Here is a 16229-nt window from a genome sequence, read left to right as displayed (position 1 = left end):
GTCAGCTTGGGTTAAGGTTAAATGCAGCCTTACTAATGAATTTCTCATCCTTAACTGTTTCCCTTAAACCCGAAATTACCCTCACCCCTGTTGAGGGAAATATTGTGATCCAATCTTCAAGCCGTAAGCTGACATTTCATCAACCGGAACCGGGATTAAAAACTGCTCTAGATGCTCTGAAACAGGGAACCCACACCCCCTGACAAGGGTAGGTTTTTTACTTTGGAGATAGGTAATAGGTAATAGGTAATAGGTAATGGGTAATGGCTAATCGGTAATGGGTAATGGCTAATCGGTAATGGCTAATCGGTAATGGGGACCGGTCCCCTAACCCCTGTGAGCCGTCATCCCCTGAGCTTTCTCCCCTTGCGATCGCTATCCCCATGGTAGGGGATTATTACTTCGATTGTCCTGAGATTGATTGGGATGCGTTCGCGAAGCGGTTCCAAAGGAACATCGCGTTTACTATCTCTCGCTTCCCCTATCTCCATCAAGTCGAAGCAATTTATGTTAGCTTCTGTGGTAGCAAAAGCTTAACAACTGATGCACCCAAGGGCAAACAACCAAACACCCATGAATGCTTCCCCCACCTGCGTTCTCGTGGTGGGGGTGTCCGTCTTAATTACAAGGTTTTATCCCTCGCGACAGGCGGCATTCTCGCGCCTGTTGCCAGAACTTTTGCGCTTACTATTCCCCCAAGTCGTTGTCTTGATGCAATAGCGAGTGGGGGAAACCACGCCAGTTGCTCATGGGGGAAACCCCGAAGACCGCACTGGCTCCCCAAGACCGCGCTGCATCGCTTCCGCTATGGGGCTTGTATTATAAACTTTTACCTAGAGTCTGACGTATATAAACCGACTACAAAGGATTTACACCTCGTGCCTCTAGGTTGCTCAGAATCTTGTTCTGTCCTTTGCCGTACCGCTCAAGCTAAATTAACTATAACACAATAGGCAGTTCCTTGACCCCCACCTGCGTTCTCGTGGTGGGGGAATGCGTCACTCATCTTGTTCAACCTTTAAAACTGATCGGTTTCCCGTGGTCCGGTGGCACCACCTTGGTTGAGGAACAAGTTACCGGTTGCATCGTTTTGATAGATACAGCGGATTTCCGGTGAACCTTCAAGCACACCAGTGAAACCAAAAGTATTCATCCTGTTTTTGCATTCCCGTACCTGTTCCGATGAGATCAGCCTCCTCTGTTCTAGAATTGACCAGTTATTCCGACGTAAAACACACCCAGGTCGCATCTTGGGCTGAGTCACATACACATTAAAGGGATTGAGAGTCACGAAAACTTGCATATCTGTCACCATCGCACTGGCACCATACTGAATACAAAGCTCTGGGTTGGGTGCGCTGCGGTCAATCACTTCACGAGAGGCAACATTTTCTGGGTTGAGAGTGGCACCAGAGCTAAAAGCAATACCAACTCCAAGTCCCAAGACAAAAACCCCACCAAGAATCGCTAAGGTTGTGTAATTAAGTTCAGGTATCCCATTAGAACTGTTGGATTCACGTTTCATTGGATTGAATTAACGTTTGAATTAACGTTTAGAATTTGCTGGGTCAAGATTTCCTGGGAGTAGTTGCTACTTGCCCCCTTCTTTCAGTATGCCAGGTACGCCAAGATTAATCCGGAGATGGGGAGCTGGGAAGCTGGGAAACATTTTTATAGCGTTTATCATACTGACGAGGTACAGGATAGTTTTGTCTTAACCCGACTCATTATCACCAATTGCTGCTTTCAACAATACATCTGCTCCAAATCGCACGGCATCGGTACAAGGTAGGCCAGTCTCTGTTTGTACCTGTTCAATTGCCGACCGGGCAGCTTGATCATCCAAGTGGCCAGTATTAAGTGCGATCGCAATCACCTTGACCTGACCAAATGCCCCACCAGCACTAGCAACGGTCTCGTAAAGCTCAATCACCTTGGTTAATGGGGGAATCGACACATGGTCATGATTACGAACAGACTTCTGTCCGGCTCGATGCACCAATAGTAATCCCGTCGGCTGAGTTCCTCGAATTAGCGGTAGAGTAGCTGTAGAACCAGGATGCAACAGAGAACCTTGCCCTTCTACGATCAATAAGTCGTGGTCATTACCATAGCGCAATACCATTTGTTCCACAGCACCAGCCGCAAAGTCTACCCGAATCCCATCCAAGGGAATGCCATCCCCAGAAATCATAATGCCAGCTTGACCAGTTGCTAGGAACTTCGATGATATGCCCTGACGTTGGGCGCACAGATATAACTCTAGAGCTGCTGACATTTTGCCCACTGCCATATCTGTACCTACTGTCAAGATGCGCTGACAAGGTAGCGATCGCGCTTGAGCACTTGCTATGCCTAATCCCTTCGGTTCCCGACGAATATCCCAAATTACCTGACCGTCTTGCAGTAATTTCTGTAACTCTGGGTCAGATGCCATGGGAGTATGCAAACCATTGATAATCGATAACCCTGCTCCAACCCCTACTTTCACCTCCTGCCACCAAGGCTCTGGTAATGCTCCCCCAGATGGCGCAATACCAATGGCTAGGATATCCGGTTGATAAGCTAGGGCAGCAGACACAGAATCTACAATCGGGACATTAACCTTAATTCCAGTTAATTTAGACAAAGATTCCCCAGCACACTGGTGGTCAATCACTACCACAATCTCCGTTGGGCAATACCGTAACAGAGTCAGTCCGGTTTTGCCTTTTGAACCAAGAAACCCTTCATGGAGTAGAATCGCAATACGCCGATTAGTGGTTAAATTCACGGCGTTTCACCCCCAGTCCTGGTAAATTATTCGGTATCAAATGCCCATTTTGTAGGGTTGCCCCTAAGAAGGGGTCATCTACTAGGTTTAAGTGGCTGTCTAAATCTAGATAATCTGCCAGTGGTGAGAGATGAGAAGCTGCTGTATTGGCCAGAGTACTGTCAGAATAGCAACCAAACATCACCTGCAACCCACAAGCTTTTGCGGTATGCACCATCCGTATTGCCTCAGTTAAACCACCGGATTTCATTAGTTTGATGTTAATACCATGGACACAGTTTGCCAACGGCGGAATATCTTGGCTAGTCTTGCAACTTTCATCCACAAAAATTGGTAAAGGGGATTGCTTATACAACTGGGGTAAATCAACCTCTTTTCCAGGAGCGAGGGGTTGTTCCACATGCCTGACGCCCTGACTCGCCAGCCAGTTACACATCTCTATCCCTTCCTCCAAACTCCAACCTCCATTGGCATCTACACTCAACTCGGCTTCTGGTGCTTCATCTCGGATGGCCAGTAGCATCTGTTGATCAGCAGCAATCCCATCCGGGGAACCTAATTTAATTTTGAGTACATGAGCACCAGTAATGGGAATCCAGTCCTGGACCCGTTGCCTGGCCTTGTCTGGGTCACTAATGCCTACCGTAGAGGAAATTGGCACAATTCGGCGGCGGTTCAATCCCCACAGCCGCCAGAGGGGCAATCCCACCCGCTTCCCTAGCCAGTCATGTATTGCCAAATCAATGGACGCCCAAGCCGCTGATGGCACCTGTACCTCCTCCAAGACCCGTTCAATTTGTTGGTGTTCCCAAGGACTAAATGCCTCCAGCATCGGGATAACCACCTCTAGAGCTTCTAGCAGAATCTCAGTGGTTTGCTTATGGGGTGTAGGGGGCAGGAAACCCTCTGTGCCTGGATCTGACGAGCTACTGCTGAGGCTAGTTGCCTTTCCTAGGGAAAACGGAGACCCTTCGCCCCACGCTTCAATACCCTCCTGTTCTATCCTGACCCAGACATTGGTGGTTTCAGACGTGGTGCCACGACTGATGGTTAAAGGGAACCGCTTATGTACCGTGAAGGTTTCAACGCCAATACGCATTGTTTATTTAGTAATGGTTATTTGGTTGAAGGTTGTTCGCGTAGCGTGGCCAAAGGCCAAGATTATTTGGTTGAAGGTTGAAGGTTAGTTGGTTGAAGGTTGAAGGTTAGTTGGTTGTTCGCCTTTGGCGTTCCCGTAGGGTAGGTTTGAAAGTTATTTGGTTGTTCGCCTGAGGCTTCCCTTGTAGGGTAGCTTGTTCGCGTAGCGTGGCCTATTGGCCAAGGTTATACTCTACTAGGACGATGGTGAGGAATAGGTGTGCCCGATCATCTGCCGCCTATAAGGTGTAACCTATAACCTACAACCTACAACCTGTAACCTTCAACCTGTAACCTTCAACCTTCAACCTTCAACCTGTAACCTTAAACCTCTAAATCAACCGGTAACCTTAAACCTTTATCCTTCATACTTTAACTTATAGTTTTGTAATTATTCAGTAATTTAATGATTTCAATAAAGCCATGGAAAACCCTTAAATCAAAGTTGGTTTTTGACAACCAATGGTGTCGAGTCAGGCAAGATGAAGTGGAATTACCCAGTGGTCAAGTTGTTGATGACTACTTCATTAATGTTAGACCGGATATTGTGCTGATCATGGCAATTACATGCGATCGCAATGTTGTTTTTGTCCGTCAATATCGCCATGGAGTGGGAGAAATTTTATTGGAACTCCCTGGGGGTGGTTTCAACTCAATGGAAGAAGATAGTATAAAAGCAGCTGCTAGGGAATTAGAAGAAGAGACTGGTTATGTTTCCGAGCATATGGTTTCCTTAGCAACTTTATATGATAATCCGGTAAAAGATACCAATAAAATTAATTTAATTATGGCGCAAGAAGCTCAACCATCGGGTACTCAAAATCTAGATATTACCGAAGAGGTTGAAATTTTTTTGGTACCTGTAGACGAGGTTATGAAAAAAATTGAACAAGGAGAAATTTGTGTTTCTGGAACAATTGCTGCTTTGTTTTTAGGCTTGAAATTTTTGTCGTAAATTAGTAAGAATTAAGCTATCAGCTGTCTGCTGATAGCTTAATTCTTACTTGGGTGCAGCGCTATGGAATCACGAATCACCCAAATCCCTAAGAGTCTTCAGAGTCTGGTTCCATCGGCTTCCCTAAATCAAAAATAATAATAAATTCAGCATCGGGCATCAGTCGTTATAAGCTATGACTTATAGGTTCGCTCCCTAGAACCGGTGCAGGTTTTTAGCGATTGAGTGCTCACCAACCATTGACTGACAACGACATTTCCCAAATCCTGTTACCTAACCCCCCTGATCCGCATAACCATAGATTCCTGGCATACAAAGATTTGGTCGATTTTTATAAAGGGGTTGTGACAAACGGATTTGGTATGACAGCATGATTGAAAGATCTTGATCGGAAAAGTAGGACAGTTCCATATTGAGCTCACTTTGATAGTTTACGCGAGTTTCTGGCTGCCCTAATTTTCTCTGATCACAATGAATTAGCCCTGGGGCTAGGGCGTGTTTTCAAAGTTTTCCGCAAGATTTAGATCCCCCCCAGCCCCCCTTAAAAAGGGGGGAGCCATACTCAAAGTCCCCCTTTTAAGGGGACTTAGGGGATCTCCGAGTTTGAAAACACGCCCTAGGGGGGCTAAACCATACCCAGAATCAGCAACGCCAAATAAGCTGACGGCTGACGGCTGACGGCTGAATGCTTACGTTTTGTTACACAAAAGATGACAATGGTGTATAACTAGATGATAATTTTTCTGATCATCTGGATTGGACAATTTCTCTCCCTAGTAGGTTCTCGCTTAACTCAGTTTGCCTTCAATGTCTGGTTGTTTCAAGAAACCGGCTCAGTTACCCAGTTCGGCTTACTGGTTTTGTGTGGTAGCTTGCCTAGTCTACTCATTTCCCCAATCGCAGGGGGATTTGTAGACCGCTGGAGCCGTCGCTGGACGATGATTATCGCTGATTTTTGTGCTGGTCTTTGCACCTTAAGCATAGCTTGGTTATTCATCACAGGAAACCTAGAAATTTGGCACTTGTACATCATCGAAGCTCTTAGTTCTTGCTTCAGCACTTTTCAGGCTAATGCTTATGCTGCTGCCACTACTCTGCTAGTACCAAAAGAAAACCTACCTCGTGCCAGTGGCTTAACCAGTTTGGGGCGGGGTGTATCTAAACTGATTGCACCAGTTTTAGCAGGTATATTGCTGCCCATTGTTCACATCCCAGGCATCATTGTCATTGACTTTGCGACTTTATTTTGTGCCATTGTTCCCTTGATGGTAGTTACATTTCAGGAATTAAATAATCTAGATGAACAGACAGGGAACAAATCTTTTTGGAAGGAGGTTATCTTTGGCTGGAATTTTCTAACTACCAAACCTGGATTGCTAGCATTATTAATTTTATTTGCTAGCAATAACTTATTTACAGGAATATTTAATGTCCTTACTACTCCCCTAGTTTTATCTCTCACCTCCCCTACTGGTCTTGGGATTGTTTTATCCATTGGCAGTTCTGGAATAGTATTAGGTAGCCTGATGATGAGTATCTGGAAAGCTCAGGAGCATTACATCAAAACTATATTTGGCTTTACCCTCCTAGCAGGTCTTTTCATATTTTTGGCAGGTTTACGCCCTTCCCTGTCTCTATTCACGGTTTCTGACTTTTGTTTGTTAGCTATATATCCGGTTATTAGCGGTTTAGTGCAAGTCATGTTTCAAAAGAAAGTACCTCCAGAGATACAGGGAAGGGTTTTTGGTTTGAAAGATCCCATTGCTACTGTGGGTTTAACCCTTGGTTATGGGATCGCTGGCCCTCTAGACGATCTGATTTTTGAACCTCTGATGGCTCCTGATAGTATTTTAGCAGGAAATCTAGGAAAAATAATTGGCGTTGGCCAAGGTCGTGGAATTGGTCTTCTAGACATTGTTATCGGTTTAGTAGTAGTTGTTGGAACCATTGCGGCTTATCAGTATCCTCGCCTCAGATTACTGGAAGAGGAATTGCCCGATAGCATTCCTGACCAACCTTTGCCGAGCAAAAACTAATCACCAAAGCACAAGTATGATTCCACTCAAAAGAAGAAGTGATTTATCAAAAATGGCAGAATGAAATAGAATCTATCCCGATTTTCGGGGTTGCTGAACCAAAGAATGAATTGTCTGTTACTTTTAAACTTAGAATTGGAAGTAGATGAAAGGTTGATAAGCAACTCTAACCAAAGGTAAAATAGCTGAAACACAAAGTCCATAAATAGCCGCAAAACTCCAATTGGGAATTATACGCCACCAGTTACTAAACCAGTTTTTGTATGCTGCCCAATGTAGTAATACTAAAGGAATAAAGATCCATGCAGCTTGAAGTTCTAAGTTTTCAGTACCAGGAGAATTAAACAAGACAAAAGATTTGACAATAGTTAAGCCACTAAAAAAATCTTCACTGCGAAAAAAGATTCCAGAAGCACAAAACCAGTAAAACGTTAAAGGGACACCTAGAGCATTTCTAACAGGTAGTAATTTCTTGTAGGGAGATAGCCGTGTTGACCATTCTTTATGTACAGCTAAAGCTATACCATGTAATCCTCCCCAAACAACAAAGTGCCAAGCTGCACCATGCCATAGTCCCGTTACCAGCATAGTATAGATAAGATTACTATAAGAGAATATACTGGTTCTATCTTTTTTTTCCCGTCTTCTCATCAAAGGAATATAAAGATAGTCTCGGAACCAAATAGACATAGTAATATGCCAGCGTTTCCACAGTTCTGTGATGTTACTGGCAAAGTAAGGAAAGTTGAAGTTTAAAGGTAATTTATAGCCTAGTAAACCAGCAGATGCGATCGCCATATCTGAATATCCAGAAAAGTCGCAGTAAACTTGGATGCTCAAAGAGATTACACTTATCCAAGCACTCGCTACTGTATAAATCTCTGGATTAGCAAAATACTCATCGACTATAAGAGAAAGATTATCTGCAATACAGGCTTTCTTAAAATATCCTACCAGAAACAGCATCAAACAACTCCTAACCTCAACTTGACTAAATGTTTTCGGTGTCAATAACTGAGGTAAAAAGATGGCAGCACGAACAATAGGCCCAGCAACCAATTGGGGAAAAAAGCTGACAAACAAGGCAAAATCCCAAAAGTTTTTAGTTGGTTTGAGTTTACCTCGGTAAATATCTAAAGAGTAGCTGAGGGTTTGAAAGGTATAAAAGCTAATTCCTACAGGTAGAATAATTTGTAGAATGGGAAAACTTATAGGTAAGCCAAGTAAATTGAGAAAATTAGCCGCTGAATCAGTAAAAAAGTTATAATACTTAAAAAATCCTAAGATACTAAGATTGCCTATTAAACTCAATACTAGCCATAGTTGGCGTTGTCGGAAGTCTATAGGTTTTGACGCAAGGTTGTTCCAATCAAAGTTTTTTGTCCTATCAGTTTCCTTAGTTTCCCAATCTGGATTAGCATCATCAATTATAGGTCTTGATATCATCAAACCAATGATATAATCAATGATTGTGGAAGCCAACATTAAAGATAAGAAGCGCCAATTCCAAGCGGCATAAAAAATATAGCTACAAATGAGTAACCAAATTTTACGATGCTGGTGTTCGCTTAATGTCCAATAGATACAGAAAACTGTAAGGAAAAAAAATAGGAAGCGAAATTCGGTAAAAATCATTTCTAATTTTTATAAAGGATAGATTCCTGATTTTTCTGTTTCAAGATATTTAGTAAATTGTTCTGCCATAGAACGAGTAAATTCCCTTGCACCTCTGTCATTTAAGTGCACAAAATCCCATCTGTTGTCAACTTGATATAAAGTAGGGAAAGCTTCCGGATTGTTTAAAGCAAAAACTACTGATGTATTGCGGCTTTTATACAATTCCATTGCTGTTGTTTCTTCATATCCCACAGTTGGAGATATAAAAACAATGGGCTTAATTCCCTGTTCTTCGATCAGATCGCACATATTTTTGATAACTTTTAAAGTATAAGGTTTAAAGAGATTAATTGATGCAGTGTTCCTTTGCTTAAACTTATATATTTCTTTATCTACATTTTGATAATAATCATCTAAATTATTTAAAAGCTTTCGTCTAACATTGTCCCATTTGCTAGTATATTTAGCTAACCGATCTAAGGAAATATATCCAGATTCTTCTATCAATAATTGTTGTTTTGCAATCTTTAATGGGTTGGAGTGTAATACTTTTTGTTGCCAAAAATTAGAAAATCTACCCATCGATAAAATTCTATATAAGAAACTTTTTAAGTTGCCATAAGCAATAATAAATTTTAATCGGAGGGGATGTTTTTTTTCCAACATTATACGTAAAGCTAAGATGGTTTGCTTAGGAGTATGCCAATATATACTTCTGGCAGAACCTGAATTACGTAGTTTCTCATCCATAGCATCGGGGTATTCTATAAATAACCAGTTTAAATTAGCCGGTTTTAAAGCAATTATATCTCTTAAATAAAAGTCTATCTCTGCTACTGTTGCTCCACCAATTGCCCCATTAAAAGATTTAATTTCTCTGTTTTGCTCTGCCATTAATTTATCGAATAAATTAGGTACTATACCGTGTTCAGTTGTACTAGGACCGATAAAAATAGCATTATATTCATCTTTGTGTTCGGCAAAGTATTTTAGCTTAAGATTAACATTATTAGGAGAATTAAGAATGTTAGGATAAGGAAATATTATATTGGCAAGAACAAAAAATATTGTTAACGTAATTGTGAAAATAATACTGTAAGCAGTTGCTGTAAACAAATTATGATATTTACAATTTTTCCAGATACTAAATTGTGTCATAAATCATCATTTATTCTAAATTTATATGAAGCCATTATTCTGTGGAACGGTTTCAATTTTTGTTCTAATTTCGCTAATTGGTAAACAATTTTGTGATATTTCCTAGATTGAAATTATCGGCTACTTTATCTAATTGATACTCTTCCCTTTTCATTTGCCTCTATTATCTTTTTTCTAACATCTAATGAATATACTCTCATCCTCTCTTTTTCCTTTTATTCTACTCTCCTACTTACTGTACATCAAAAACCAGGAAATTGCTAAGCAGGTGCACAAAATTAATTACACAATTCAAAAATCTCCGTAATCCTTACACTGTAAGGGTTACGGAGATTTGTAGTCTGGTTGACTGACAAAACATTTCAGATCGACTGCTCAATAAGGGTTTCCGCACTCTCCAAGCGAACCCGGCGAAGCCCTTTAGTGGCAAAAGGCTTGAAGGCAAATGATCAAGCTTAAAATCTGAAGCCCAAAACGATCAATCCATAAGTGCATTTGCTGTAAGCCCTAGAACCCTTGTATATAGAGAGTTTCAGGGCTTCGCTCGTAAACTTTTGTCAGTCAACCAGGTTCATCAGCTCTCATGTATTTAGTAAATTGCTTGACACTTTCCATCTTCTTGATTGTAATTTGTGTTTAATTTTAGCAGTTTCCGGTTAATTTCAATACAATTAAAAAAAACTGGTTGTGATAGAAGCATTCAGTTATCAGCTAATGCACTACAGTAACAGCTTTTGAATAAACAGGTAAACTATCCGTTTAGTCTCTGTTACGGCAGGCTGATGGCTGGCATGATGTACTTCACGACTATATCTTTTCCATCTCCCTAACCAGGGGTAAAATTTCCTTACCAAAGTAGGTCATTGTTTCCAGTTCAGGCCAACCAGAAAAAATGAACTGAGAGCAGCCCATCTTTTTATATTCCATGATTGCTTCAGCAATATCAATCGGGCTTCCGACAAGGGCCATAGAAGACGGTCCATGGGCAGGTACAGCACCCTTCCATAACCAAGGGGTAAGCCAATTACCATCAGCTTCTTCTTGATAAGCAAATTTTATCGATTGGAAATCAGAGTTCTTAACAAATACTTCCTCAATCCATTGTTTGTTGCCAGTATTAATCAAAGAGTAAGCAGCTTCTATGGCTTCTTCACGAGTAGGTCTAGCAATTATAGAACCACGTAGACCCACCTCTATTCCTTGGTCAATTATGGTTTTAACACGTGGTCGCAGTTTATCTGGGGTATCGAAAAGAAGTAACCAACAATTACCTTGCTTTACAGCGAGTTCCTGTGCCGGAGGCGAACCGCCACCGATGTAAATTTCTGGGGAATTCCTCTCTGGTGCCACGAAAGGAGTACCTACTTGCCCTTCTTCAATATGGTAGTAGGTGCCTTTAAAAGTAAACCCGCCATTTTTTTGCCAAAACCCTTGACAAATCTCTAAAAACTCCTCGGCTCGCTGATAACGTTGATCGTGTTCGAGAAAATCACCATAGTAGCCTTGCTCTTTTTGGGAATGACCCATAATTACATTTAAGCTCACTCTGCCATTGCTTAAGGCAGAAAGCGTATTAATTTGTTGGACAAACAAGGTAGGTGAAATTGCTCCGGGTCGATAGGCAACCATAAATTTGATCCTTTCTGTTGCCATTGCTAAAGCAGTGGAAAGTAGAATTGGATCTGGTCTGTAATAGCCGAAGGCAGTCAACAGGGAATCAATACCAATTTCTTCGGCACGGCGGCAGAAGAAAAGATTATTCTCGATATCTGGTAAATTCACTTGTTGCTCAGGTGAATTACTTGCCTGGAGTTTAGCATCTTGTGAAACAACGCCTAACCTATTTGCTTGTGCGGCTAATCGCCAGTGGAATCTCAATGAGTTCATCTTCAAAAAAATCGGTAGTTTGGAAACTATTCAGCTTTAGCTACGGTCGGACAAATGTCTCGGCGACTTTAGTTGCAGTTCCTTTACGAGGCAGGGGAGTAACTGTTCCGTAGTTAGCCCTGGAAGCTACAACAATGAGTAAACTTTAGAATTATACGATTGATTGTCTATTATTGTTCCAGTTGACAAGATTTACTGCCACGTTTGATCATAGCGGTTTTTCTTGGCCTGAATAAGTATACATCAGTATACAGGATTTTTATGCTATTTATTTTACCAATGTGTGAGAGTTGAACCTCCTACTGGTCACTCTAGGACAGCCCGAACCTGGTTGACAACTTTTCTAGCAGTGCGGTAATATAAATGCTGCGGTTGCATCGACCGTGAATGCCTGTGGATGAGGTGTTGCTGACTAGGGGAGCCGTCGGATTGGCGACTTACTCAGTTGAACCAATAAGTAAACTTCAAAATGTCACAATTAGTGGCGCTTTGTATCAGTTTTATCAAGCAGAAAATGCGTATCTACCTATCGAGTAATCATCAATATCCAGCTAAATTGACTGGAACTGCATCTCAACATACCACAGACCTGCTGGCTAAAGGGTTGGGAGAACTAGGACATGATGTTTTCTACAATCTTGGAGAGAAGGAAATCCTAGAACCTTTGCCAGAAACCGTTAATCAGGTCAGGGAACGAAGGTTTGATGTTGATATTCTACAGCCTCAAGATGTTTCCCCATATGCTTCCTTTGATTCCTCTGGTAAGCCTTGGGTAAGAACATTCCAGGCTCCTTTTGGGAATCATGATGTTTCAGGTTTGTCAAAAGAGAATTGGATTTTTGTTTCACGCTCCCATGCCCAAAGCTATGGTTGCGATCGCTATGTTCACAATAGCATCGATCCGGCTGAATTCATCTATTCTGAAACCAAATCTGATTATTTCATTTTTTTGGTATGCGGTTTAGAAAGAGCCGTGTTGAAAGGATTTGGTCTCGCCTTGCTCTTAGTCCAAGAACTAGGTATCAAGCTGGTTGTGGCAGGTTCCAGTAAAAATGAGTTTTATCAACGTCAATTTGCTGCCATGTGCCGGGAGCAAGGGGTTGAATTTGTTGGTGAAATACGGGGACAACAGAAAGCCGAATTAATCGCTGGTGCTAAAGCACTCCTTGCCCCAACCCTGATCCACGAACCTTTTGGCTTAGTTGTTCCTGAAGCCTTAATTTCCGGAACTCCAGTAATTTGTAGCGATCGCGGAGCTTTTCGGGAAATAGTTTCACCTGATGTTGGCTTCATTTGTCGCAAACAGAACGAATATATTGCTGCTGTGGAGAAACTTAAAGAGATTTCGCCTCAAGCTTGTCGGGAAAAAGCCATGAAAGACTTTCATTATCTAACAATGGCGGCTAATTACGTTAAGGAATATGAAAAAGAAATATTATTTACCGAAAGTCAATCTGTCAATTAATTGCCCTAACAAGGAGAAACACAATTCAATAAATTGTTGAAGGGATATGCCAACTTTGGTCAGATGCTTCTTTAGAAGCAAGACTTGGTAATTATGCCTATGAACTGGTAAAAGCCGAATACTCTTGGTCAGCGGTGGGAGATAAGGTGGAGTCAGCAATTCGGAAATTGTTTTGAAACAAGGTTAATTATAAGGGAGCCTAATGAGTCAATCCAGCGAACAGATAACAGCTAATAACGAAAATAATAATCAAGATAATTCTGAAGAAGCGACAACAGCTAGTGAAAACAATAATAATGAGGAAACGACTAATCAAGATAACGAGGAAAAATTAATCGCTAAATTCAAGCAATCTATTACAGTTTTTATCCAAAGTATTCGTTTTTCCCTAGTTTTATTGTGGGCAACTGCACCAAAAGCAACGGCATTTGTAGTTATCGTTTTGTTGTTGCAAAGTTTAATTCCTGCTATCACAGTAGGAATTCAAAAACAAGTGGTGGACACGGTGGCTTCCCTAGTTCCGGGAGGAGACTATGACTTCAAAATAATTGCCATTCTTGTGTTGCTTTGGGTGGCAGCACTGTTCTTAGATAATCTGATCAGCCCTTGGGTTAACATTGCCTTTATGAAACTCTCAGATCAGCTCATGGCTAGTCTCAACCTGAAATTAATAGAGAAAGCTAATAGCTTTGCTGATATTAATAATTTTGAGAATCCGGAGTTTTACGATGAATTAGAAATGCTTCAAGGACAAGTAGGCCAGGAGCCAATCAGCCTTTTAAGGGTTTTTTCAACCAGTTTAAAAATACTGGTCACCCTCACAACTATGTTTGCTTTATTGTTTACTGTAGACTGGTGGATTCCCCTATTAATTTTACTAACATACCTACCGCAAACTTATGCTTCTTTAAAACTTGAGTCAGGGATTTGGGCAGCAATTTTTCATAAAAGTCCTCAAGCTCGCCGCATGAAGTATTACTCTGGATTGATGCTAACAGATACCTATGCTAAAGAGGTACGTCTTTTCGGACTGGAATCTTTGTTTAGTCAGCGTTATTTAGAAGCTTTTGAAGATAGGCATCAGCTAATTCATAATCTGCAAAGTAAACAAGCTTTGATTTTAAGTGCCCTGGGAATATTAAGTGTTTTGGGCAATGGATTTTGCTTTTGTTGGGTGATTCTGCAAGCTTTAGCTGGTAAATTAACTCCAGGAAGTATCTTGTTGTTAATTCAATCCCTTGGTTATGTTCAAAGTAATATCAACCAATTGCTCATGCTTTCAAGGATTATGCGAAGATCGATGTTGTTTATGGAGCTATTTTTCAAATTTATGGATTATCAATCTATTATGCCAATCTGTATTCCAGGGAAGCCCACACCTAAACCAATTAAGTCAGGTATTGTCTTTGATGATGTAGAGTTTGCTTATTCAGACGGCAGAATTGCTTTAAGCAACATTTCTTTGAGGTTAAATCCTGGTGAAACTGTCGCTATAGTGGGTGAAAATGGTGCTGGTAAAAGTACCTTAGTTAAGCTTTTAGCTCGCTTGTATGACCCAACTAAAGGAAATATTTTTGTAGATGAGGAAAATCTCAAAGATTTTAATATTGAACAATGGCGGCAGCAAATTGCTGTGGTATTTCAAGATTTTTGTCGCTATGCTCTCACCATTGGCGAAAATATTGCCTTGGGGGATACTTCAGCAATGGATGACTTAGAGAAATTAAAATGTGCCAGTGAAAAATCAGAAATTGCAGCTAAAGTGGAAAAGCTTCCAGAAGGATATGCAACGCTTTTAGGCAAGCAATTTAATGGTACTGAACTGTCTGGAGGAGAATGGCAAAAAATAGCGATCGCCCGCGCTTTTGTGCGGGAAAACGAAGCCCAAATCATGATCTTAGATGAGCCAACAGCAGCTCTAGACCCCCGCAGTGAATACGAAATATATAGTAGTTTTGCTGAATTAGTCAAGGGAAAGACTGCCATTCTAGTAACCCATAGACTAGCTTCTGTACGTCTAGCAGATCGAATTATGGTGCTGAAAGCTGGCAAGTTAGTTGAGGTGGGTACTCACGAAGAACTGTTACGGCAAAATGGAGAATATGCTACCCTTTGGAACATGCAAGCAAAGCAATATAAAATCGAGATGGAGAGCAACAGAGTTGAAAATTTAAACTCAGCATTACTGGTTAACCAGTAACATGACATAAAGAGAGCTAGTGTAAGTATTCAGCTAATGCGCTACGCGCACGCTACGCGAACAGCTATCAGCTATCAGCTATCAGCTATCAGCTATCAGCTAATGCGCTACCTCCCAGCGTCGTTCGCACAGCGTGGCCATTCGCGTAGCGTGGCCAACGGCCAAGGCCAAAGCCTGTGCCACGCACGCTACTTGAGGTGCTTTTGAATAAAACAAGTAAGCATTGCTTTAATCTCTGTTACGTCAGCTGACGGCTGACGGCACCTCAAGCAGCGTGCGCGTAGCGCATATGCTTACGAGCTAGTCACTGTTAAAGCTGTAGCCTAAGTATTCAAGATCTTCAGCATATAGTTCTCGAACAATTTCCACTGTTTCCTCGTCATAATAGTCACTATAGTGTTTTGTATCTTGACTATTGTTAACATGAGGTAGAGTTTTATTTTTTATACCTAGTAACTCACAAACTGCTGCAAAATCCTGCTTTAAATTTTCAAATCTGCCTATAAAATTACAATTATCTTTTGTTTTTCTCGGGATACCAAACAAATATTCCTGATTGTAGTCTAGGATGAAATCTACTTGTTTTTTTGAATGATATTGGTCAAAACCACTTAGCTGTTTTGGCTCTCCCTCTCTAATTAACTTGGCGTATTCATTAAAGCTCAGATTTCTCTGAGGTCTGTGGAAGTAAGTATTTGGCCTATTATCGGTATGTTTTATTACTCTTTCGCTATGTTTCCATATAGATACAAATCTATCAAATGGATTTCTAATAAACGTCAAGGTAAAGTAATCAGGATATAGGTTGAGCGTCTTAGCTAAACCATCCATCCTCATCGTGTATTCTAGTCCTGCTTCTTTTTGCCATCCCAATGCCTTTACTTCTTCTTTGAAAAAAACTTGCATAGACTTACCAGCACATTTTGGTATGTGTATGAAAATAAATTTATTATCGTGTGATATCATTACCTGCAACTTTCTTAGTTTCTTTAATTTATTGT

General features: G+C 41.1%; 13 protein-coding genes. 5 read left to right on the top strand and 8 right to left on the bottom strand.

Annotation, left to right across the window (positions count from 1 at the left end; genetic code table 11):
• Window positions 1-35 precede the first annotated feature (35 nt).
• Window positions 36-203 carry a hypothetical protein gene (locus LYNGBM3L_RS43985; protein ID WP_008187239.1) on the top strand — a complete coding sequence of 56 codons (168 nt, stop codon included), beginning with the start codon at window positions 36-38 and terminating at the stop codon, window positions 201-203.
• 14 nt (window positions 204-217) lie between these two features.
• Here LYNGBM3L_RS43985 and LYNGBM3L_RS43980 read toward each other — a convergent pair whose 3' ends face one another.
• The 4 genes from LYNGBM3L_RS43980 to LYNGBM3L_RS20240 all read right to left on the bottom strand — a co-directional run bounded on the left by LYNGBM3L_RS43980 (window position 218) and on the right by LYNGBM3L_RS20240 (window position 3872).
• Window positions 218-385: a hypothetical protein gene (locus tag LYNGBM3L_RS43980; protein ID WP_008187237.1), complete on the bottom strand. Its 168-nt coding sequence runs from the start codon at window positions 383-385 to the stop codon at window positions 218-220.
• Window positions 386-1018: 633 nt separating this feature from the next.
• Window positions 1019-1525, bottom strand: a complete 507-nt coding sequence (locus LYNGBM3L_RS20250; protein WP_008187233.1) for a DUF3172 domain-containing protein — start codon at window positions 1523-1525, stop codon at window positions 1019-1021.
• Window positions 1526-1714: 189 nt separating this feature from the next.
• Window positions 1715-2773 (bottom strand): N-acetyltransferase DgcN family protein, encoded by a 1059-nt coding sequence (locus LYNGBM3L_RS20245; protein WP_008187231.1) that lies wholly within the window; start codon window positions 2771-2773, stop codon window positions 1715-1717.
• Window positions 2757-3872: a dipeptide epimerase gene (locus tag LYNGBM3L_RS20240; RefSeq protein ID WP_008187230.1), complete on the bottom strand. Its 1116-nt coding sequence runs from the start codon at window positions 3870-3872 to the stop codon at window positions 2757-2759. Before LYNGBM3L_RS20240 ends, LYNGBM3L_RS20245 begins: the two co-directional genes overlap by 17 nt.
• Window positions 3873-4316: 444 nt before the next feature.
• Between LYNGBM3L_RS20240 and LYNGBM3L_RS20235 the strand changes: the two genes are divergently transcribed.
• Window positions 4317-4865 (top strand): NUDIX hydrolase, encoded by a 549-nt coding sequence (locus LYNGBM3L_RS20235; RefSeq protein ID WP_008187228.1) that lies wholly within the window; start codon window positions 4317-4319, stop codon window positions 4863-4865.
• Between the two features lie 731 nt (window positions 4866-5596).
• Entirely contained in the window at window positions 5597-6901 is a 1305-nt protein-coding gene (locus LYNGBM3L_RS20230) for an MFS transporter (protein WP_008187222.1), read from the top strand.
• Window positions 6902-7030: 129 nt separating this feature from the next.
• On the opposite strand, the gene LYNGBM3L_RS20225 is transcribed toward LYNGBM3L_RS20230, so the two are convergent.
• The 3 genes from LYNGBM3L_RS20225 to LYNGBM3L_RS20215 all read right to left on the bottom strand — a co-directional run bounded on the left by LYNGBM3L_RS20225 (window position 7031) and on the right by LYNGBM3L_RS20215 (window position 11563).
• Window positions 7031-8536, bottom strand: coding sequence for an MBOAT family O-acyltransferase (locus LYNGBM3L_RS20225; RefSeq protein WP_008187219.1), 1506 nt, complete (start codon window positions 8534-8536; stop codon window positions 7031-7033).
• 9 nt (window positions 8537-8545) lie between these two features.
• Entirely contained in the window at window positions 8546-9676 is a 1131-nt protein-coding gene (locus LYNGBM3L_RS20220; protein WP_008187217.1) for a hypothetical protein, read from the bottom strand.
• An 807-nt stretch (window positions 9677-10483) separates the two neighbouring features.
• Complete coding sequence (locus LYNGBM3L_RS20215; RefSeq protein WP_008187212.1) at window positions 10484-11563, bottom strand: LLM class flavin-dependent oxidoreductase; 1080 nt, start codon at window positions 11561-11563, stop codon at window positions 10484-10486.
• A gap of 469 nt (window positions 11564-12032) precedes the next feature.
• Here LYNGBM3L_RS20215 and LYNGBM3L_RS20210 point away from each other — a divergent pair, with 469 nt between their 5' ends.
• Together LYNGBM3L_RS20210 and LYNGBM3L_RS20205 are read left to right on the top strand one after the other, a co-directional pair.
• Window positions 12033-13028, top strand: coding sequence for a glycosyltransferase (locus tag LYNGBM3L_RS20210; protein ID WP_008187209.1), 996 nt, complete (start codon window positions 12033-12035; stop codon window positions 13026-13028).
• 202 nt (window positions 13029-13230) lie between these two features.
• Window positions 13231-15228 (top strand): ABC transporter ATP-binding protein, encoded by a 1998-nt coding sequence (locus LYNGBM3L_RS20205; protein WP_008187207.1) that lies wholly within the window; start codon window positions 13231-13233, stop codon window positions 15226-15228.
• Window positions 15229-15528: 300 nt separating this feature from the next.
• Here the strand turns inward: LYNGBM3L_RS20205 and LYNGBM3L_RS20200 are convergent, their stop codons facing one another.
• Window positions 15529-16194 carry a sulfotransferase family 2 domain-containing protein gene (locus LYNGBM3L_RS20200; protein WP_008187206.1) on the bottom strand — a complete coding sequence of 222 codons (666 nt, stop codon included), beginning with the start codon at window positions 16192-16194 and terminating at the stop codon, window positions 15529-15531.
• Window positions 16195-16229: the final 35 nt, after the last annotated feature.

It is taken from the genome of Moorena producens 3L, assembly GCF_000211815.1.
In the GTDB taxonomy this organism is placed as follows: Bacteria; Cyanobacteriota; Cyanobacteriia; order Cyanobacteriales; family Coleofasciculaceae; genus Moorena; species Moorena producens.
The sequence above is the reverse complement of the archived record's forward strand: the minus strand, read 5'-3'. Positions and strand labels throughout refer to the sequence as shown.